Origin of the sequence: Burkholderia sp. B10 (assembly GCF_004368385.1) — a bacterium.
In the GTDB taxonomy this organism is placed as follows: Bacteria; Pseudomonadota; Gammaproteobacteria; order Burkholderiales; family Burkholderiaceae; genus Burkholderia; species Burkholderia vietnamiensis.
Map to the genome: position 1 here is coordinate 83,756 of NZ_PQMX01000015.1, position 21,615 is coordinate 105,370.

Annotated in this window: 13 protein-coding genes and 1 tRNA gene; 10 read left to right on the forward strand and 4 right to left on the reverse strand. The window is 58.6% G+C overall.

What is annotated here, in order from left to right; all coding sequences use genetic code 11:
* Positions 1-63: 63 nt before the first annotated feature.
* Positions 64-2,493 (forward strand): RNA polymerase sigma factor RpoD, encoded by a 2,430-nt coding sequence (gene rpoD, locus C3Y15_RS10720; protein WP_072465298.1) that lies wholly within the window; start codon positions 64-66, stop codon positions 2,491-2,493.
* 139 nt (positions 2,494-2,632) lie between these two features.
* A tRNA-Ile gene (locus C3Y15_RS10725) sits at positions 2,633-2,711 on the forward strand.
* 214 nt (positions 2,712-2,925) lie between these two features.
* Here C3Y15_RS10725 and C3Y15_RS10730 read toward each other — a convergent pair.
* The 3 genes from C3Y15_RS10730 to C3Y15_RS10740 are packed head-to-tail and all read right to left on the reverse strand — an operon-like array spanning position 2,926 to position 7,972.
* Positions 2,926-4,224 (reverse strand): TniQ family protein, encoded by a 1,299-nt coding sequence (locus tag C3Y15_RS10730; RefSeq protein WP_060091823.1) that lies wholly within the window; start codon positions 4,222-4,224, stop codon positions 2,926-2,928.
* On the reverse strand, positions 4,221-5,258 hold the full coding sequence (locus tag C3Y15_RS10735) for an AAA family ATPase (protein WP_060091825.1): 1,038 nt from the start codon (positions 5,256-5,258) through the stop codon (positions 4,221-4,223). Before C3Y15_RS10735 ends, C3Y15_RS10730 begins: the two co-directional genes overlap by 4 nt.
* Positions 5,259-5,266: 8 nt before the next feature.
* Positions 5,267-7,972, reverse strand: a complete 2,706-nt coding sequence (locus tag C3Y15_RS10740) for a DDE-type integrase/transposase/recombinase (protein WP_060091827.1) — start codon at positions 7,970-7,972, stop codon at positions 5,267-5,269.
* Positions 7,973-8,108: 136 nt separating this feature from the next.
* Here C3Y15_RS10740 and C3Y15_RS10745 point away from each other — a divergent pair, with 136 nt between their 5' ends.
* The 8 genes from C3Y15_RS10745 (at position 8,109) to C3Y15_RS10765 (ending at position 20,946) form a co-directional block, all read left to right on the forward strand.
* Positions 8,109-8,369 (forward strand): DUF6471 domain-containing protein, encoded by a 261-nt coding sequence (locus C3Y15_RS10745; protein ID WP_038742734.1) that lies wholly within the window; start codon positions 8,109-8,111, stop codon positions 8,367-8,369.
* Positions 8,370-9,355: 986 nt separating this feature from the next.
* Complete coding sequence (locus tag C3Y15_RS10750; protein ID WP_230943693.1) at positions 9,356-15,286, forward strand: DUF3320 domain-containing protein; 5,931 nt, start codon at positions 9,356-9,358, stop codon at positions 15,284-15,286.
* 14 nt (positions 15,287-15,300) lie between these two features.
* A complete protein-coding gene (locus C3Y15_RS31700; protein ID WP_166677048.1) occupies positions 15,301-15,483 on the forward strand; it encodes a hypothetical protein in 183 nt (60 codons plus the stop codon).
* The gene (locus C3Y15_RS10755; RefSeq protein WP_166677049.1) at positions 15,455-17,839 is read left to right on the forward strand and encodes an AAA family ATPase; all 2,385 of its coding nucleotides are present in this window, start codon (positions 15,455-15,457) and stop codon (positions 17,837-17,839) included. Before C3Y15_RS31700 ends, C3Y15_RS10755 begins: the two co-directional genes overlap by 29 nt.
* 157 nt (positions 17,840-17,996) lie before the next feature.
* Positions 17,997-18,323, forward strand: a complete 327-nt coding sequence (locus C3Y15_RS32225) for a hypothetical protein (RefSeq protein ID WP_224019312.1) — start codon at positions 17,997-17,999, stop codon at positions 18,321-18,323.
* Positions 18,324-18,734, forward strand: a complete 411-nt coding sequence (locus tag C3Y15_RS32230; RefSeq protein WP_224019311.1) for a hypothetical protein — start codon at positions 18,324-18,326, stop codon at positions 18,732-18,734. It begins immediately after the preceding gene.
* A gap of 694 nt (positions 18,735-19,428) precedes the next feature.
* On the forward strand, positions 19,429-19,575 hold the full coding sequence (locus C3Y15_RS31705; protein WP_155632578.1) for a hypothetical protein: 147 nt from the start codon (positions 19,429-19,431) through the stop codon (positions 19,573-19,575).
* A 279-nt stretch (positions 19,576-19,854) separates the two neighbouring features.
* Positions 19,855-20,946 carry a hypothetical protein gene (locus tag C3Y15_RS10765; RefSeq protein WP_081071047.1) on the forward strand — a complete coding sequence of 364 codons (1,092 nt, stop codon included), beginning with the start codon at positions 19,855-19,857 and terminating at the stop codon, positions 20,944-20,946.
* A gap of 142 nt (positions 20,947-21,088) precedes the next feature.
* On the opposite strand, the gene C3Y15_RS10770 is transcribed toward C3Y15_RS10765, so the two are convergent.
* Entirely contained in the window at positions 21,089-21,502 is a 414-nt protein-coding gene (locus C3Y15_RS10770) for a hypothetical protein (RefSeq protein ID WP_124260011.1), read from the reverse strand.
* Positions 21,503-21,615 lie beyond the last annotated feature (113 nt).

Here is a 21,615-nt window from a genome sequence, read left to right on the forward strand (position 1 = left end):
ACCCAGCGTGCTATAATATAAGGTTTCCAGCGGTTTGTTTTCCAAGCAGAGGCGAGAATCGCGATGGCAAAGACGACAGGCGGAAAGAAAGCAACGGGCAAGGGCTCGACGGAGCCGACCAAAAAGGTCACAGCGGCCAAGTCTGCTTCTTCCACCAGGGCAACGTCTTCGGCCACGTCGGCCCCTGCAGGAAAGAAAACCGCGGCCGGCACTGCTCAGGCTGCGCCGGCGCCGGCAGCCGGATCACGAGCTGCCGCGAGACCCGACTCCGGGCCGGCCAAGCCGGCGGCGAAGCGGGCAAGTGCGAAAAGCGCAAGGGACACGACTGCCGCCGCGGACGAAACGGCAGTACGTACTACTCATGCACCCACGGTTCAACCGGCTGTCGTCCAGCAGCCGCGAGTCGATATAGCCGGTACGGCGAACTCCATGACCAAAAAGCTGAACGAAGTATCCGTCGATGACGACGCAAATCAGAGCGACGAGCAGCAGCCCGCAGCAGCAGCGGCGGCCGCGGCTCCGGGCAAATCCAAGGTGCGCGACCGTCGCGCCAAGGAAAAGGCGCTGCTGAAGGAAGCGTTCGCGACGAGCACGCCCGGCACGGCCGAGGAGCTCGAAGAGCGCCGCGTGAAGCTGCGCGCGCTGATCAAGCTCGGCAAGGAGCGCGGCTTCCTCACGTATGCCGAAATCAACGACCACCTGCCGGACAACTTCACCGAGACGGAAGCCCTGGAAGGGATCATCGGCACGTTCAACGACATGGGCGTGGCGGTTTACGAGCAGGCGCCGGACGCGGAAACGCTGCTCCTGAACGACAACGCGCCGGCCGCGTCGTCGGACGACGAAGTCGAGGAAGAAGCGGAAGTCGCGCTGTCGACGGTCGATTCGGAATTCGGTCGCACGACCGATCCGGTCCGGATGTACATGCGCGAGATGGGCACGGTCGAGCTGCTCACGCGTGAAGGCGAAATCGAGATCGCGAAGCGGATCGAGGACGGCCTGCGCCACATGGTGATGGCGATTTCCGCGTGCCCGACGACGATCGCCGACATCCTCGCGATGGCCGAGCGCGTCGCGAACGAAGAGATCCGCGTCGACGAGCTCGTCGACGGCCTGCTCGATCCGAACGCCGCAGACGCCGCCGATACCGACGGTTTCTCCGCGAAGGAAGCGGAAGCGATCGAGAACGAGGACGAAGAAGCCGAAGAGGAAGAGGAAGAAGAGGAAGAGGAGGACGATGACGGCGCCGCTCAGGCAACCGCCAACGCCGCCCAGCTCGAAGCCTTGAAGCGCGCGTCGCTCGAGAAGTTCTCGCAGATCAGCGAGTGGTTCGACAAGATGCGCCGTGCGTTCGAAAAGGAAGGCTACAAGTCGAAGTCCTACCTGAAGGCGCAGGAAACGATCCAGACCGAGCTGATGACGATCCGCTTCACCGCGCGTACCGTCGAGCGTCTGTGCGACACGTTGCGTGCGCAAGTGGACGAAGTGCGTCAGGTCGAGCGTCAGATCCTGCACATCGTCGTCGACAAGTGCGGGATGCCGCGCTCGGAATTCATCGCGCGCTTCCCCGGCAGCGAGACGGATCTCGACTGGGCCGAGAAGATCGCGGCCGAAGGTCATTCGTACAGCGCGGTGCTGTCGCGCAACATCCCGGCGATCCGCGAACAGCAGCAGCGTCTGCTCGACCTGCAGGCGCGCGTCGTGCTGCCGCTGAAGGACCTGAAGGAAACCAACCGTCAGATGGCGGCCGGCGAACTGAAGGCGCGTCAGGCGAAGCGCGAAATGACCGAGGCGAACCTGCGTCTCGTGATCTCGATCGCGAAGAAGTACACGAACCGCGGCCTGCAGTTCCTCGATCTGATCCAGGAAGGCAACATCGGCCTGATGAAGGCGGTGGACAAGTTCGAATACCGTCGTGGCTACAAGTTCTCGACCTATGCGACGTGGTGGATCCGTCAGGCCATCACGCGCTCGATCGCGGACCAGGCGCGCACGATCCGTATTCCGGTTCACATGATCGAGACGATCAACAAGATGAACCGCATCTCGCGGCAGATCCTGCAGGAAACCGGTCTCGAGCCGGATCCGGCAACGCTCGCCGAAAAGATGGAGATGCCGGAAGACAAGATCCGCAAGATCATGAAGATCGCGAAGGAGCCGATCTCGATGGAAACGCCGATCGGCGACGACGACGATTCCCATCTCGGCGACTTCATCGAGGACAACAACACGGTCGCGCCGGCGGACGCCGCGCTGCATGCCAGCATGCGCGACGTCGTGAAGGACGTGCTCGATTCGCTGACGCCGCGCGAGGCGAAGGTGCTGCGGATGCGCTTCGGCATCGAGATGAGCACCGACCATACGCTCGAGGAAGTCGGCAAGCAGTTCGACGTCACGCGTGAGCGGATCCGTCAGATCGAAGCCAAGGCGCTGCGCAAGCTGCGTCATCCGAGCCGTTCCGACAAGCTGAAGTCGTTCCTCGAAGGGAACTGATCGCCAGCGTTTCACTTGCGAACGCCGCCGGCATCCACGCGATGCCGGTGGCGTTTGTCCTCTCCCCGCCGCTTTGTTGTTACAATGCCGGCCCGGCGTCGTCGCCGCAACTGCGCGCCGCACGCCTGGTTTCACATCGGGGCCCCTAGCTCATGCTTGGTTAGAGCAGCGAACTCATAATTCGTTGGTGCCGGGTTCGACTCCCGGGGGGCCCACCAGATTTCCTTTCCGGTCGATGCGTTGCGTTGTTGTGCCGTTAAGCATAAAGTGGCCACTTGGACACGTTATGCTTTATTTTCCGATGGGACGCATTTTGCTTTATCGGGAATCGGTGGTAGCGTGAAAAGCTTTGTGCGCGGTATGCAGCCGCGAATGGGCGTAAAAAAGCCGGCATGCACGCCGGCTTTTTCGCTGTGAAGGGGGGACGGGCGCCTAGCTCACGCCAAGCGCCTCCTTGACCTCCTGGAGCACGTCTATGACGCCGCGGATGCTGCCCAGGACTTCCTTGGGCACTCGAGCATTAAGCTCCCGCAGATTGATGGCCTTGCCGTCGGCGATGATGTCCCGGCATGCCGCCTCGATGACGGTGCGGGCATTGACTACGCTCTGTTCTTTCCGGCGCTGCATATAGTGCCTCCAGCGTTCGGCGAGGACGCGCGCTTCCTTGTTCGCATTCTGGTACAGCAGCCTGGTGTCGACGTCGAGGCGGCGTGATGCCTCCGCTACGCTGATGATGGACGGAAGTCTGCTGAACGTGTGCAATTCGTCGCGAACCTTCTCCCAGTCGATTGAGCGGGCGGTCGCCCGTTTTGTCTCAGCGGGGAACAGCATCGCGAGCTGGTGGACTTCTGCCGTGCGGGGAGTCCAACCGTCTAAATTGCCCGTTAGCAACCGCGGGAGTGGCAATCCGGTCTGTGACGCGATGCGCAAATGTGCTGGTAACGCAGGAGCGCCGCCTTCCTTCAACCAGTGATGCACCGTAGTCTTGCTCAGGCCCAGACGCCGGGCAAAAACTGCTCCCTTTCCGTTGTCGACCTGGGTAACAAGCGTTTGTATTGCGTCAAGCATCCCCTGCCGGACAGGCGGCGCTTCGAATGACGCTTGAGCTTCCAGCATCGCCCCGACCTGAGTCGCCTTCCAGAGCTCCTCCGGAGAAGCAGGCGCAGGCGGCTCTCCATCGCCGAGAAAAGCCCCGCAGTGCGCGCACCAGCCGGGAACGACGTAGGCCGACTTGTGCCGCGCGTCAGCGCGTCCGCAATCCGGACAGATGTGCACCAACTCGACCTTGTGCTGGGCGCATACATTCACTGCACCCACGTCCCATGCCAGGCGGAAATAGGGCGTTTTGCCGCTGCCCCGGTCCTCTGCGAAGCATGCCGGACACCAACGTGAGCACGTCGCGGCCAGGCTGGTTTGAGCAATAACGTCACGCCATGGCAACAGTGTGAGTCTGTCGAGTCGTTCGACGCTCGTAAGAGCTGAGAGCGCGGCAGACCAGTTGCTCGCTGCTTCTCCGACGCCGCCGATGTTCCCCACATGCCATTCATGCTTCGCCGAAAGCTCCCAGCCAACAGTTTTGGCGACTTGCCGGCAAAGCGCTGCCGCCGACACGCTGTGCGACACGGCCAGCCGGCAGAAGTAGCTGAGCAGGCTTTCAACCTCGGGCGTGCCGAGGCCGATGGGTTCGAGAGCGTGCAGTGTCGAGCGTGGATTTGAAATTGTGTAACTCATGCGGCACTCCTTCTGCCAGCTGATGCCTGACGCTGCGGCCGACGCATGATGCGGGTGAGGCCGGGATTGATGGCCTCCTCGCCGTCGAGGATTTCGGTCAATATCCGGTCGCGCTGTGCTTCGGTGAGCAGCGCTCGCCGTAGCGCGTCCTCTGACCAACGCCCGTCGGCTTCGGCCAGCCTGGCTGCTCGAGTGAGCACGCTGCTCAACGTGCCGATGCAGCCCAGCGTGTTCTCGTGGAGCGCTCCTGCGTAACGTGTCAGTTCGCCGCCCCAGAGTTCAGGAAGCATCTTTTCGAATGCCTGGATGCAGGCGAAGAACGCTCGAACATCCTCGGGACGGTCCTGCCGATAGCGTTCGAAATGCAGGACATGCGAGCGTCGGGCGAGTTGGCCGGACAACGACATGAGCCGGTACAGGTCGTAGGAGCCGACCAACACCATCTGCGTGCCGCACTGGTTCACCAATGACTTCAGCGTATCAAGCTGAATCTCCAGCTTGGAACTGCCGCGCGTCTGGTGAATGATGTGAGCGGCTTCGTCAATGACGAGGAACTGGACTTGCCGCTCGCGCAGCCCACGTTCGACGGCCGTTCTCAGCGCCGCGAGGCTGTTGCCACTGGCACCGCGCGGCCGGACCATGCGTCCAGACTGCTGGTCGATACCATAGGCCGCTTTCGGCGAGTCGAGGTCGTCGCCAAGCTGAGCGAGAATCTGCCGATAGAAAAGTCTCCACGAGAACTCGTTCTCACCAGAGGCAGGTGCCTCGACGAAGATGGCCGGAATCGTTCCGGCGTCGGCTTCCATTGCCGCGGAGGCGCGCTCAACTGCCGCCTCGACCATGTATCTGGCCAGCGTGGTCTTGCCGGCGCCAGTCGGGCCGCAAACGAGGAGCGTGCTGTCCTGGCTGCCGGGGTAAATCAAGGTTTCCAGTTCAGACATGACTTGCGCGATGCGCGGGTGTCTGATGCGCTTGCCGAGCAGCATGCTCGCCGAATTCGGAATCGGCGAAAGTGGTGCGGAGTGTTGTTTCATGAATCACCTCAAAACGTGTCAAGGTCGGGAATGTCGTCCCACGCTGCTGCCTCAGGCAGCGATTGGACCGGATTGATTGGTGTCGATGACCTTGTCTCTGCCGGCGATTCGGCAGCGCTAGATGTTTCCTCGGTGAGGCTAAATCGGCGTAGCGGCGTGACGGGAGCAATGCTCGCGAACTGCAAACTGTTGTACAGCGACTTGTTTTCAACCTGGCGCTCGAAGGCAACGGCCAACGCGCCCTCCGGCGTGAAGGTGCGCATGAATTGCTTGAGCCGTTGCGCATCCTGCTCGTCACTGACAGATGTGCGGTAGCGTCGGTCGTATTCCTGCGTCAGAGCTTTCCGTTCATTTTCGGTAAGTTGACCAAGGCCGTTCAGGCTCGGGCAAACAGCCTGAACCCATTGGTCCTTCACGCGTACATAGACGGACGATGCATCCCACGGGTCGTACCGGACCGGGAGCCGTTGACCAGCGACTTGGAACGACTGGAACGCAGGGTTGTGGTAAAGCCTCTCGTTCACTTTTACGCCGCGCTGCGGATGAACTCGACGCAAGCCTTCTCGGTCAACCGGAGGGCATGTGGCAATCAGGAAGTCGCGGTTGAACTGGATGTGCAGGTGTTCCCGCGAACCGCTCTCGCGCAAGCCGCGCAGAAATGCTTCGCGCGGGGACTCGCCCAGAACGGGATGCTGCTCCTGGTCGTAGTATTCCGTAGCCCAATACTCGACCCCGTAATAGAGTGGTTCGAGCGTCCACTCGGCGAGATTCTTGGGCAGATGCGAACCGGAAACCATCCGGACGTGCTTTGTGGCCTTCGTGTTGCCCGCGAGGCCGTGGATGTAGTCGACGTTCAGTCGGCCGAACATACGCTCGAGTACCGCGCCGTGACGGGGGTTGCCGGACGGGCGAAAGCGTAGATGACAACCCATTGCCTTGAGAAAGGACTTGAATGCGTCGGACCGGAAGTCGCTGCCGTTGTCGACGAGGACCAGTTCCGGCAGTCGATTGAATCGCCGGACCATGTCGCGAATCACCATCATCACAGAGTGGTAAGACGGCGGGTCATACGTCAGGAACATGCCCACAATGCGCCGCGTATAGGCGTCCACGGCAAGGGACAACCATGGCCTGCCGAGATTCTTGCCCGTTCGGCTGGAGAGGAGCTCAATGTCCAGCTCCGTGTGGTCGATATGTACGAACTGGAAGGGGCGGCTGCCATTTATCGGTGTGTGATAGTGAAGAGCGTCCACGAACGCATCCTTCTGGTATGCCAGGCGTTTCCCTTCTCGAATCCGGATGTCGTGATTGGTCGCTTGCGACTTGATGTGCTTAATCAAGGTCGGGTACGAAGGCGCCTGCACGTTTTCCTGCGCGCACACCACCACCAGATGTCGATGGCAGGTCTTGTAGTTAATCGCCTTGCTGTTCCGCCAGTGCTCGTCGATGACGCGGTCCATCAGGTCAGTCTGCTCATCACTCAGACGGGCGGTGTGATTTCCGCGCGCACTTATGTGCGGCACCAGAGCGAGAATCTCATGGTCACCATTGGCTCGCGCGATGGCCTGACAGGTGTTCCAGCGACGCAATGTGCGCGCGGAAACCGTCGCCGTTGCCGATTCCGACTGGAGTAGCGTCTGGCGCCGAAGTGCTTCCGCGTACTCGTCTTCCGTATATCGGCTCAGACCGAGGTTGGCAGGCGGTGCTGCCTCGAGGACCCGGATGCGATTTTCGTCATGAGCAGCAAGGAGCCAGTCACGCTGAAGCTCCATGGTCGTATGGTCCTGTCTGTTGCAGACCACGCTCTTTTCGCCGACCAGCGTGATGGTCAGTTCCTGACCTTCGAATTCGAACCGGGTGCCGACGGCGACATGAAGCGCGAAGCGCTCGTAGCCGGGCGGCGTTGCGCGATGCGACTCCGCATACAGGAACTCGCGTAGCGTTGTGTCCCGGTAGATTCGAAATCGCCGGGGATTGCGCAACGACTCGCGGTCAAGGTCTGTCACAACGAGCTGGTCAGCGATAGCCTTGTTCAACTGGTCGGCACTGAGCGCGTACGGCGGCTCCAGCAATTCATAAAAGTGAAGCGCACCATGTTCCTTCAGGCCGGCATCGAGGCGAGCGAGGACATCCTCAGGACACGGTTCTGCCGCCGGGAGATAATAGTCGGCAAGATGCTGCAGATTTTCGATACGGCGCCGGGGAATGGCAGCATCGCTGCGAATCCGATACCGAATACCACGTTCGGCGAGCTGCTCCTCGATTTGCGGCGAACACCAGTTCCCATCGGCATGTCGCTGGTAGCGATAGGGGTACTTCTCGGCCAGCCGGGTCAGCTTTGCCTCGGACTTCCATTCCTCGAGCGTAATGCCGTCCTGGCAAATGACGAGAAAGTCCGGGGTGTGATGAATCGCACGGATTTCACCAGTGGCGTCGTCGAGCAGGGTGAGCTGCAACTTGCACGGCTGCGGATAAAACTCCAGCACATGTTTGTCGTATTCGAAACCGATAGCGGCAGCGAACTCGATGCCGTAGCTCTCTGTGGCGATTTCGCACGCCATCTTCCGGCTTGCCACGTAGGTAATGACATTGCCTCCCCGGGAGGCCACATCGCGCACGGGCGCGTGGATGCGAGCTTCCTGGACCAGCTTGCGGCCCGCGGGTGGCGTGCCCAGATGGTCTAACAGGTCGGTCAGTTGCGCCTTGTTCAGCATTACGTCCTCACAGAAATTGCTTACAAAGGACGTGTAGTGCCCCGGGTATCTGACCAGTCGTATACGACCGATTAAACTGTGCGAGAATTCGCGCTTCCTCGAAAATTAGCGGCCAATTCAAGGTAAAGGTGCAAGGATGGATGAGGTACCGCTCAAGAGAACCGCATCCCAAGCCGACTCGTACGGCTCGTGGGAGGAGACGGCGAAGGAATTGATAGTGGAAGAGATGTCCCGGAAGCGCCTGACCTACAAGGAACTGGCGAGGCGACTGGAACAGTACGGGATTGATGAATCGCCGAACCAGATAAATCGGAAGGTCAACCGGAAGCGATTCTCGGCGGCTTTTCTGCTGGCCTGCCTGGCGGCGATGGAAGTCAAGTCCATTCGGATTATTTAGGGACTGACTGTGAGCGCTCTGAGCGTCTGCCCAGAATCCGTGCGGATTTAACCACCTGAGCCGATTTGCCCGTCGCATGGCACCCTCACTACGTACCCTCTCATAAAAAGGGGACGATGCCGTGGTCCAAAGGGCCATAGCACATTAGGTGCGACATGCTCAGGTCGGCGTTGCGCCGACTTTCAACCTAGCAAATCTGGTGGACACGTTCAAGATTCATTGACGCGCAATGTGCCTCGGGCGCGTCGCCATGACCGCGCATCGCAGCTACGAACACGTCTTGTCCCCAAAAATTGTCGACAAATCCGTGGATAGGTTTTTGATGAGTTTGCTAACTCATTGACGTGGCTGGATTTTCTGGTGATGAGCGCTGGGTGAGCGTCGAGTGGAACATATACACATCCGTCTGTTGATGGCGATGACCTTCACAGATGCCGTCGCGATTCGAACATCGTCCTCGGCGACATCAACCCGGTGCGATATGCACGGGCGAGACGGATACTCCACGTCTCCGGGCGCGGTCACAACGCAGCCCATGTGCTTCGGACACGTCCTCACATGTGAGCAGCAGTCGTTCGCCGACCAAGTCGCCAATGAACGGTTGCTGCTTGACGGAACGCACGCGTAGGTGATGTCACCAGACAACCTGGGAGCCACAGGTGCCATCCAGCGTGAAAGTCTCCCGACCATTGCCTACGTGCCGGGGGATGTCTTGAGAAGCTCGAGGTGCAAGCTAAGCAGCGTAGCTATGCAGAGGTTTGGCCGGTTTCCCGGGATGACGGTCAAAAAAGAGTAATATTTCCACTTAACTTAGGGAAAGCACCAAAAAAAGTTTCCACGCAATTCGCATTTGCAAGAAGAGAATAAACTCCTTGCGGGAGCATCACAGGTAATAGCGCAATCAATATCGTGGTTCAACCTGGGTGGCGTCGCCCACAGTAATGGCGACTCGGTTGAACCCAGTACAAATAATGAGGAACGGGGTGATGACGCAAGGACAAGCAGACGACGCTGAGGATTTGACGACCGACATCGATGTGACGCAACCGAGCGTTCAGGTTATTGCCGACCTGACGATAGGATATGCGGCGATTCAGAATAACGTTCCGGTCATTCGTGAAATTCTGGTCACGAACGATGGGGAGGCGACGCTCTCTGATGTCGAACTGCTCGTCAGATGTGTACCGGCCTTTGCCGAGAGCGCACGTTTCCGCTTCGAAGCATTGGCGCCTGGCGAGAGCCGCCGTCTTGCTCCCGTCGACCTGCGTCCTCACCACCAGTATTTCAGCCAGCTCGACGAATCTGAGCGGGCCATCGTCACGGCATCGTTGCGTGTTCAGGAAAAGGAGCTCGTAACGGCGACGCACAACATCGATGTACTCGCCTACGACCAGTGGGCTGGTACGCGCTCGTTGCCCGAACTGCTGGCCGCGTTTTGCATGCCGAACTCGCGGGTCGTAGACAAGCTGCTCGCTCGAGCATCGGGGTTGCTGCGCCAGACATCGGCCGACCTGTCCATGGACGGGTACCAGTCCAAGAATCGCGAGAGGGTTTGGAAGCAGGTGTCGGCTATCTACAGCACGATAGTCGCAGAGGACATTCAATACTCCAACCCGCCAGCATCGTTCGGAAACGACGGCCAGAAAATCCGGACGCCGGAACGCATTCTGGATGGCAAGATTGCGACCTGCCTGGACCTTGCCATGCTGTTCGCGTCTTGCTTGGAGCAGGCTGGACTGCACCCTGTTGTGCTGTTCAAGGAAGGCCATGCCTGGGTGGGTGTTTGGCTGATTGAGACTAGTTTCCCGACTGCATTGGTTGACGATGTTCAGGCGGTTCGCAAGCGGGTGAAATCTGGCGAGCTCATGGTCTTCGAAACCACTGGCGTAGCAGGTGGACAGAAGCCGTCCCTTCGCTGGGCCTGCACCCGTGGTGAGGAACACCTGAATGACGAAGCCGACTTCGCGTATGCCGTCGATGTCCGGCGCGCACGCGAAGTTCAGATTCGTCCGCTCCCATCCCGGTCATCGCAGGTAGATGTGCAGAATGTCCCGATTGCCAAGGTCGACACGCCCATCATCGAGGACGTACCGCCATTGCCACGACTGGACCCCGTCGTCATCCCCCTCCGCGATGATGTCATGCCGGAAACTCCAGAAGGCCGCCTGGCGAAATGGAAGAGCAAGCTGCTCGACCTGACGCTCCGCAACAAGCTTCTGAATTTCAAGCCGACGAAATCTTCGCTGCGGGTCATCTGCCCCGACCCGAGTGCCCTGGAAGACCGGCTTGCGGACGGAAATGAATTCCGCGTTCGTGCGAAGCCGAAGCTGATGTCCGGTTCGGACGGTCGCGACGCCAATGTGTATGCCGGTCGGAACGGCACGGCCGCAATGGATGACCTCGCAACTGACGCACTCGGCCGGAACGAAATCGTCACGGATGTCGAGGAAGAGGCGCTGGAAGGCCGGCTTCTCGAAATATTCCGGACTGCCAGCACAGGCATGGAGGAAGGCGGTGCCAATACGCTGTTTCTGGCTTTCGGGATGCTGGAATGGCAGGAGAGCAAGGATGCCGAATCCAGCCACCTGGCTCCGATTCTGCTAATCCCCGTCACGCTGACCCGCCAGTCTGTCCGAAGTGGTTTCCGATTAGCCCGTCACGATGACGACGCGCTCGTGAACCCGACGTTGCTGCAAAAGCTGCAGCAGGACTTCAGCCTGAAGCTGCCGTCGTTTGACGTCTTGCCTGCCGATGACCATGGTATCGACGTCAACGGAATTCTGCAGACCTTCCGCCTGCATGTAGCTGAGTTGAAGGGATGGGAGGTCAAGGAACAGGTCCATCTGGGTATCTTCTCGTTCACGAAGTACCTGATGTGGAAGGACCTCCAGGACCGTCAGAAGCAGCTCCAGGAAAACAGCGTTGTTGCCCATCTGATTAACAACCCCGGCAAGGCATTTGCTGACAGCGCAACGGGCTTCGAACCTGGCACCCTGGATGAGAAATTCCGGCCTCAGGACCTGTTCACCCCGTTGCTGTCGGACTCGTCGCAGTTGCGTGCCGTTTGCGTCGCCGCCGAAGGCAAGAATCTAGTCATTGAAGGTCCGCCGGGTACGGGCAAGAGTCAGACCATCTCGAACCTGATTGCGCACCTGTTGGCTACCGGGAAGACCGTGCTGTTTGTCTCGGAGAAAATGGCCGCGCTGGAGGTGGTGCATCGCCGGCTCAGCAGCCTCGGTCTGGGACCGTTTTGTCTCGAGTTGCATTCGTCCAAGGCAAAGAAAGCAGATGTTCTGAAACAGCTCGGCGTCGCGCTCGATGCAGCCGGCACACGCACAGTGAAGGACTGGGAGCGAGAGTCAGAACGGCTACTGACGCTTCGAGCAGACCTCAACGGAGTCGCGCGTGCGCTGCATCACATCCATCCGAACGACCTGACCATTTACGATGCCATCGGAACCAGCCTGCAGTATGCGGAATGTCGACCAGGCGCGATGCCATGGGCCGATGCAGATGTACATGACCGTACTCAACTCGAGACACTGCGCGAGACCTGCCGCCAGATGGGAGCATTGGCTAGCCAGTTGACCAGCTTGCAGAACCACCCTCTGGCGGTCATTCACAGGACTGAGTGGACTCCGACGTGGCAACAGGAGTTTCTCGATGCGGTTTCGGTGTGCGAAGCCCAAATCAGGAAGCTGGACGAGGCCGCGTCAAACCTGCTAAGTCAGCTGGGCCTTCCCGGGATTGCGTTCTCCCTGCATGGATTGAGCAAGTTCGATGTACTGGCCGACGTGCTTTCCGCCGCACCCACTGTGCCGGTCGATGTTGCCCGGTCGGCGCATGACGAGTCCGCTCGCAACCGATTGACCAACTTGCGGCAGCATGGCGTGGCGCGCAATCAAGCGTGGGAACCGCTGAGCAAACACTACGTGGATGACGTTGCCACCCTGAACGCGTCCGAACTGAAGCTGCAATGGGCGGCAGCAACCAATACCTGGTGGCCGAAGAGCCTGTTTGCCCAGCGCGCGGTTACCGGAAAACTGCGTCTGTATCGGCAAGACCAGCGTCGCCCGCAAGGTGGAGATGTGCCTGCTGTCATCACGGCACTGACAGCCGTCAACGCCGAAGACAAGGTCATCGAGGCCATGTCGAACGACGCGATGCAGCTGCTGCATGAAACGTTCGCCGCGTCGAAGACGGACTGGACTGCCGTTGAATCCGCCGAGCGGTGGGCAACATCCTTTGCGGACGCGGTAACGGCGATTGCCGGCAATGACATCGAACTGGCTCAAACGCTTCGCACGAAGCTGCAGCCATTTGTTTCCGACAACCGGAGCATGCTGAAGGCAGACATGTCTCTTGGCTCAAGTCTATTGTCATACCGCGATTGCTATCGAGATTTCGCGGCTCAGCTCCGCCGTGTTGTTGAGCTCGGACACTGCCAGGCCGAACTTGATTTGGACCCGACTGCAGCCGGCGTGACTCCTCGACTGTTGAGCCTGCTTCAGGGATGGCAATCTGCCTCGCGACAATTGCAGCCGTGGTGCCTGTGGCGGAAGTCCCGCGCCAATGCAATTAGCAGCGGATTGCAGGGAATTGTGGACGCACTGGAGGCTGGCGAGGCACCGTTGTCTAGCGTGGCGGTGTTCTTCGAATACAGCTACCAGAGCTGGTGGCTGCGAAAAGCGATTGACCGGGAGCCCGTACTCTGTAACTTCGCGAGTGCCGAGCATGACCGTAAGATTGCCGAGTTCAAGGAGGCCGACGAGCGTTTCCAGAAACTGACCCAACAATATATTGCGGCCAAACTGGCGGGACAGATTCCGGCGGGCGTAGAGGTTGCGCCCGGCGCAGATTCTGAGTTGGGGAAATTGCGACGCGAACTGCAGAAGCAGCGCAAGCACATGCCGATTCGGCAACTGGTGCAAAACCTGCCGAGCTTGATGACTCGGCTAAAGCCATGCCTGTTAATGTCACCCTTGTCGGTCGCTCAGTATCTGGATGCATCGCACGCCCAGTTCGATGTGGTCATCTTCGACGAGGCGTCGCAGATTCCGGTGTGGGATGCCGTTGGCGCAATTGCTCGTGGTAAGCAGTTGGTCTGCGTCGGCGACCCGAAGCAACTGCCGCCGACCAGTTTCTTCTCCCGGTCGGATGACTCGGAGGATGGAGCGGATAGCGACGATGTCCAGGACTTGGAGAGCATCTTGGACGAGTGTCTCAGTATCGGCCTGCCTGAGCTTCGGTTGAATTGGCACTACCGAAGCAAGCATGAAGGGCTGATTACCTTCAGCAATGTCACGTACTACGACAACGAACTGGTCACGTTCCCGTCGCCAGTGACAAACGACCAGAGCGTGTGCTTTGAGCGCGTACAGGGTGTCTACGACCGCGGCGGCTCACGCACCAATCGGGCGGAAGCCGATGCCATCGTCAAGGCGATTGAGCGGCACTATCTGGACTCGGCGAAGCGGCATCTGACGCTTGGCGTAGTGACCTTCAACCAAGCGCAGCAAAGCCTGATTGAGCGGATGCTGGATGAGCGCCGCCGGGCATCTCAGCAACTGGACCAAGCTATTGCGCAGGCGGCGCAGGAGCCGCTGTTCATCAAGAACTTGGAAAACGTCCAAGGTGATGAGCGCGACATCATCTTCTTCTCCATTACCTATGGCCCAGATGCATCGGGCAAGGTCAGTCTCAACTTTGGGCCGTTGAACCTGGAGGGTGGCCATCGGCGTCTTAACGTGGCCGTATCGCGTGCCCGCGTCGGCGTCATGATTTTCAGCACGCTGCTTCCCGAGCAGATTGACCTGTCGCGCGTCCGAGCCGCCGGCGTACGAGACCTGAAGAACTATCTGGAGTTCGCCATTCGAGGCCCACGCGCCTTGGTTGAGCAAAGTATGCCGACTGGACGGGAGCCCGATAGCCCGTTCGAGCGGCAAGTGATTTCCGCCCTTCGTGAGAAAGGTTGGACGGTCCACCCGCAGGTCGGCGTGTCCGGATACCGGATTGATATTGGCGTGGTCGACCCACGTGCGCCGGGTCGCTATCTGCTGGGTGTCGAATGCGATGGTGCCATGTATCACTCCGGCGCTACGGCGCGCGACCGTGACCGCCTCCGACAACATGTCCTGGAGGGGTTGGGCTGGGAACTGTACCGCATCTGGTCTACCGACTGGTGGCTGAATCCGGAAGAGCCGATGCGAAAGCTTGTGGCCAGACTGGAAGAGTTGGTAGCGACGGTGCCCACCGAGGACGAACCGGCGGTTGAACAGCCAGAAGAAGCTGCGCACGAGGAAGAGTCGCATACCTTGTACGCCGGAGCCCAATCGGTCGTGGAGCCGGTTGCTCCTGTCGCGCGGCTTCCCGAATACGAACTGACCAGCCTGGATAAAGGCAATCCAGACCTTTTCTACGAGGGCGGCTCGATGTCGATTTTGGTCAGCCAGCTACTCCAGGTAATTGAGACGGAAGGGCCAGTATCGCAGGCAGTGGTATTCAAGCGCGTAACGCGGGCCTGGGGACTGTCCCGGGTCGGTAGCCGCATTGAGGCTCATTTGAGTGCATTGGTGCCTTGGCAGGTGGTTCGGACGACGGACAACGAGGTCACTTTCTATTGGCCTGAGCATGCCAATCCGAGCACTTGGGAGGGTATCCGGGTGCCAAGAAGCGACCCCGAAACGCGCCGCGGTATCGACGAGATTAGCCTCGAAGAGCTGGGTAATGCGGCCGTGCACATCCTGATGCAACAAGGTGGCACGTCGCAAGATGGACTAGCAAAAGCGGTGTGTCGACTACTCGGTGTGGCTAGGACAACTGCCGAGGCCGGCGTACGGATTTCTCGGGCGCTGACCCATGGACGAGTCCAAGCGACAGTGGCCATGGAGGACGGTTCAGTGCGTTTGCGGAAATGAGCTAGCGTAGGTTCATGGAACCAAAAATCCAGAACGCTTTGTATGAAATGTTCTGCAATGTGACCGTCCAGATGAGCGCTCATGCACTTGAGTCGCAGCGAGCTCAGGATGGCATCAAGGATGTGTTGCTCGGAACGGCGCAGCTATACGAGGCGCTGCGCGAGCGACATGCTGGTGTGCGTAGAGCAGGATTGTAACGATACCCACGAGGCGGCCAAGGGGACAGAGATGCGGCTTGAGCGGTTTGACAAGATTCGGGGCTACAGAATATTTAAAGACTTTTCGTGGCCTCGTGACCTAGAAGGGTTTGGGCGCTACAACCTCCTTTACGGTTGGAATGGAAGCGGTAAGACCACGCTGTCCAATTTGTTCAAGGCGTTTCAAGCTCATTCAGATATACGAGATGGGCAAATAGACTTCGTCTTCGGGGGAAATCGAGTTTCCGGAAGTGCATTGTCCACATCAAATGCGTTGCCTCAGGTTCGCGTGTTTAATCATGCGACCGTCGCCAGCAGTGTCTTTGAAAGTTCTGGTGGCGACAATTCCCAGTTGGCGCCCGTTTACGTATTCGGCGAGGACAGCGCGGAAAAACAGGGGCAACTCGACGCGCTGAAGGCTAAATTGCCGGAGCTCGCCGAACGAGTACAAGAGTCAGGCGAGCAAGAACGACGCGCTTCAAAGTCTCTCGAAGATTTCGCCGCAGCCACAGCTCGAACGATTAAGAATCTCCTTGTCGCCCCGGGGGGAAAGTTCAACAATTACAACTCCGCCGATTTTCGTCGAGACATTGGTGCATATGGCCTAGCTCCTAAACCGCGACTTTCGGATGCGGAATACGCAAGGGACATGGAACTCAAGGGAGCCAAGCCGCTGCCCAACGTGCGAATTCAAGACATCAGTTTCCCTGATGTCACGAATCTCTACGCGAACGTACAGAATGCACTTCAACAGACCGTGGCCTCGCAGGTCATCGACAGCCTTGCGTCAAATCCACCCTTGGCGACCTGGATTCGGGCAGGCCTGGCTCTCCATACTCATGATGGTGATTCGACCATCTGCCGATTTTGCGAGCAATCATTGGCTCCGAACCGTTTGCGCCAGCTCGAAGCTCATTTCAACGATGAGTTCCATCGTTTCACAGAATTACTGAAGGCATTGACGGTACGGGTTGAGAGTGCGGCTCAATCGTTGACAGTGTCGGGGTTGCCCAAAGCGACGGAGTTGTATCCGGACCTTCAGGCGGAGTATGCGCAAGCGTTAGGCCAACTCGACTTGCACCTAGGTAACGTTGGGACGACGCTCACCGCCCTTGCCTCGGCACTTCGCTTCAAACAAGAGCACGTTTTCGAAAAAATTGACCTTCAGGATGTGGTTCTTGGTGGTGATGGCGTGCCGGAAACGAACAAGTCAATAATGCGACGATTCTTCGATGCACTTTCCACGGGTGGTCCCGCATTTATCGGTGAGTTCGTTGGAAAGTCAGCACTTAAGACTCTGAAAGGAATTATCGACAAACATAACGAGAAGACATATTCATTTGCCGACGAGGTTATCAACGCTCGCGAACGATTGCTCGAAAATGAACTCGGTGGAGCTTTTGCCGATTGGCAGCAAAAGCAGTCCGAGTTGGAAAATGCCAAATCGAAAACTACAGAGGCCAGCGGCGAGAAGAGGAAGACAGATGAGGCAGTTCAACGGCTGGAATCCGCCATCTTGGAACATCGGTTGCCGGCAGAGGAACTCAACCGTGACCTTGTGACATATCTTGGACACGATGAAATACAGGTCTCTGTGGAGGAAACCGGATACCGCATAGTGCGACACGGAAACGCGGCTATGCACTTGAGCGAAGGGGAACGTACCGCTATTGCATTCCTCTATTTTCTGAAGTCACTTGATGACCGGTCATTTGACCTCTCAAACGGTATCGTCGTTGTAGACGACCCAATCTCAAGCCTCGATTCCAATGCAATATACAACGCCTTCGGGTTTATGAAGCGGAAGCTTGTCGGTGTCGGTCAGCTCTTCGTACTGACGCACAACTTCACGTTTCTCCGGCTCGTCAAGAACTGGCTGCAGCACGTACCCAAGAAGGATTCGCCAAGATTTTACATGCTACGCGCCACCATTCGAGACGGGGTGCGTAGCTCGTCGATTTACGAGATGGACCCGCTCCTGAAGAATTTTGAATCGGAATACCACTATCTCTTCCGGCGCGTAGTCGATGCTAGTTCTCTACCGGATAATGTGCCAATGCAGGATTATTATGAACTGCCGAATCTCGCTAGGCGATTAGTTGAGTCATTTCTGGCATTCAAAGTCCCCGGACGTGAATCTATGTTTCAGCGCCTGGATGAACTCAAATACGATGGGCCGAAAACGACGCGAATTTCCCGCTTCCTGGATACTTATTCTCATGCTCCAGGCGTTGCTGGGGACCACGAGAGCGAGTCTTTGCTTTCGGAAGCACCATCTGTTTTGCGCGATGTGTTGGATATGCTGAAGTGGTCTGACCAGCATCATTTCGAGAGAATGATGGCCATGTGTGCATGATTGACACGGAGAGTGTTGTGGACCCAGCGCATTGTTAGGACGATAGGCTGCCCCCGCTCGCGCCGGGTAAAGAATATCGACGGTCATACGACTCGCCGCGCATGCAGCTCGAGCACGCGATGGGGCGCTGGCCGAACTCGACGGAGCCGTTGATGCGTTGATTCGCATTCGCTCGAAGGACCTCTCGAGTCCGTACCGCCTTCTGCTGGTGGCGGAGCTTCGTGTGAAGCACGGTCGCCAGGACGAAGGTCTCACGTGGGCCGAGCGCGGCATCAAAGAGTCCGGCAAGAACTTCGACCAGCGCCTGCTCGACTTCTGCGTCGACGTGTATCTACGTCGCAGTGAATTCGACAAGGCCGATGCGTTCGCGTGGCGCCGCTTCGAAATGCACCCGACAGCCGAGGCGTTTCCCGCCTTGATGAAGATTGCTACGGCTACCGGCAGGCATGACGAGACACGGGAGCGCGCGCTTACGCACCTCTGAGTGCTAGTCAGGGAAGAGGAGGCAGCCGCAAAATCGAAGCGCAGTGTCTGGCAGCGGTCGACGCGGACCGAACTGGTCAGGATTTTTCTTGCCGGAAAAGAGAACGACACTGCATGGGAAACGTTTACCGGTGGTCCGGTCGCAACCCCGCTATGGCCTGAAATTGCGGCTGTCCGTGCCAAGACCCATCCGCACGATGCCAGCGCCGTCTATCACAGGCTGCTGCCGGTCGCTGTCGAGGGCGGCACGCGCAACGCTCGATATGACGAGGCGTTTGAAATTGCTCGGGCCGTCGGCATGTTGCGGGCGAGGCTGGATGAACATGCGGAGTTCATCCGCGAACTGGAGGAGATTCGGGCGGCGTATCGTGCGAAGCGCAACTTCATCAAGCTGCTGGCCAAACTATTCTGAAGTTGCCCGCAAGTCGTTTCGGGCCATAGCCGTTCAACGTCGCCGCCGTCGGTATCTGTGCCGGTCGGGAATCAGGAGACCCTGGGCAAAGAAACGTTGAATGGCTGAAGAGGGGCACCGACGAGCAGCTCCTCGCTGGACGGTCTAGCGTACATGGTTCTCCGACTCGAATAGTATCGGCGGGAGCTGGCGCGCTGACCAAAGCATCAGCCAGCTCATTGACATCGTGGGTTCGAGCCGACGATTCACATTGAGACGCAACGGCGGGCCAGGGACTGGCTGGCCGACGCGGCTGGACTCAGCACGTCCGGCGCAGCACCGCCGACCCTGGTCAGCCAGATGTCGACTGCGGATTCAATCCCGGTGCCGATAGCGAATTGCGTTTGCGCTGGCTGCCCGATTGCAGTCACCCGAGAGGACGAGAGTAGATTCGTGTGAGGCGCGCCTGGCTGACCAGGGCCGGCGATTTCAAGCTGCTTTCTCCAGAAAATACGCCGCGTGGCCGGTTTCGGCGACATCGAGTGTTGTCGCGCACAACAATGCAGGGCCGACTCGGTCGGAGGTCTCTACGCCATCCCGGGGCACCAGAAGCTAGCTGACGGAGATGTTCGCCAGCCTTGAGCCGCGTTTGCCTAGCTATCTCGATTACCAAGTCTATAGATATTAGGCAATGCTGCCGGCCCGCGATAATTCCGTGAGCTTCCTGCTTGTTCTTCGCATCGGCTACGCGGAACGCAATGCAGCGTACAAGCTGAGGCGATGCGGAGTACAAGTGCCGGCGATGTACGGTGCAAGCCACAGCGATGCCGAGTACAAGTCGCGCAATCTGTGCCTGATGTGAATATCTACGCTGTTTTTCCAGGGTATATCGGAAAGTGTGATGCGAGACTCATTTTCGTGATTTATTGGCCGTCCTGCGCGCATATACACAGGTATCACCAACCTGCATGTGTTCACCATGACCAGACCAGATTCACGCGGCCAGCATCCCCCGGCTTGCTGTCCGAATCACCTGAGCGTTTCGCCGGGTGCGCATTCCGGGTTACACGAACCCCGCGTCGCTGCTGCCCCCGTGCCGGGCAACGAAGAAAGGCATCGTCCGGTTCCCCGGAGTGGCAGCATGATTAGGTTGCAGGTGACAAAGCATCTTGGGGGCAAAGTCGCTGAACTGCGCGCTCTCGCGAACCTCACGGCCGACGCGGCACTTACTGCTGCTCCCGACCGGCAGATGACTGTACTCGATGCGGCGAAGCAGCTCCAGGACATCGCAGACGGACTCGAACGTCGGAAAAAGAAATCGCTCGAGCAACTCGCGGTCGCCGAACTTCCAGCGAATGCCACAGCGGACGAGATTCACCATTCGCGGCGGCGACAGGCTACTCGCGTGGGCGAGGACGTGCATCTGCCGGGCTGGTCCGCGGCTGCGCGGGCACTGCCGAACGCGTTTCTCCGTTCAGCTCTGTTTGCTGCGGCCCGAAGTGTTCAGGCCGACAACACAAACCTGCTCGCGGGCGGCTCGACCTGTCTGGTGGCTGATGAGAGAATTGGCACGTTCCAGAACATGAATCTGACGTTCAGTGGGTATTGCCTTTGTCAGTTCGACAGGCTGGTCTACTCGACCTGCCTCGACTACTACCGCAAGGTACCTCTTTGTCCTGAAGAGAGTTCTCGGTATGAGCGAACCACGTTTTACGAGTTCGCGCGTCGCATGGGAAACAAATATAGCGTAAAGGCACACAGGGCCATTCGGGCGAGTCTGCTTCGCTTGAGCTTCGCACAGGTATGCGTCCGCCTCGAGCGCATGAACATCGAGGTGCCGAAGTTGCTGTCGGTGGAGTTCGGGGACGGTGAATCCGCAGGGAATCCCAAAGGCAGCGACGTACTGTTGCTTCGAGTCACCACATCCGTGGCGGAGCTGTTCGGGCCTGGAGCGTGGACAGCTGTCAATAATGAAGCTGCGAGATATGACGGGCTGAGAGGATGGCTCGCAAATTTTTATGCGGGGCACGCTCACCCTAAACCGCTGTCAATTGACTTGTTGCATCAACTCTCCGGATATGCGTCCAGCAGAAGTAATTTCAGGGCCAGTCTCGTTCGCGCGCTGGAAAAGCTCAAGGACCCAGACACACCTGTATGCAGCCGGGTGGCGAGCTATCATTTCTCCAAAGACGGCATGACCATTTACGTCGTCCGTTCTGCATGGGTGGCATGACGCAGTGATTCCATCATCCGTCTCAAGGATGCCCCACTGCAACAGCAAGACCCCCGGTTCGTCATTCACCGTGGCGATTTTCCAGATACCGCAGTAACGGTAGGCTACGAGGTGAGTGCGGGGGCGAGCGAAAGGAGCGTACTCAGACGCGAGAGATTGGGAACACCTCCTCGATTCGAACGATGATTTCCGAGGGAAGCGGCCCGCAGTCCGCGGAGCGAACAGAAACCTCCCATTCATCTGGGTACAAGGGGTCTGGGAACTCCTTGGCTACTACCTGGTACTGGCTGAACAAGCTCTCGTCGATGTGATAAATCACCCCGGCACACGTGTTGTCCCTGGTGGCAAAAAATCGAGCGGTCTCGTAGTCGCGGGTGGTGGAAATGAAGCAGCCTTGTTGATGTCCACGCAGAACTGACCCACCTAAGGCAGTAATTTTCATCGAATTTTGACCCACGTGATTGAATGCCCTGCTCAATCTTTGAGCAGGGGATACAGAGGTGATCACGGTGGGCATATTGGCCAAGATCAGGCGGATGTATTGACCTGCCCCCATCAATAGGGCCAATGGGCTTCTAGCAAAGTCCCTTTAAACCAACTCCTGGAAAGCGGCAGGAGTATCCGCGGTTGCCCGATGTTTCGCCGCAAACTCTGACGGCGCAAGGTAGT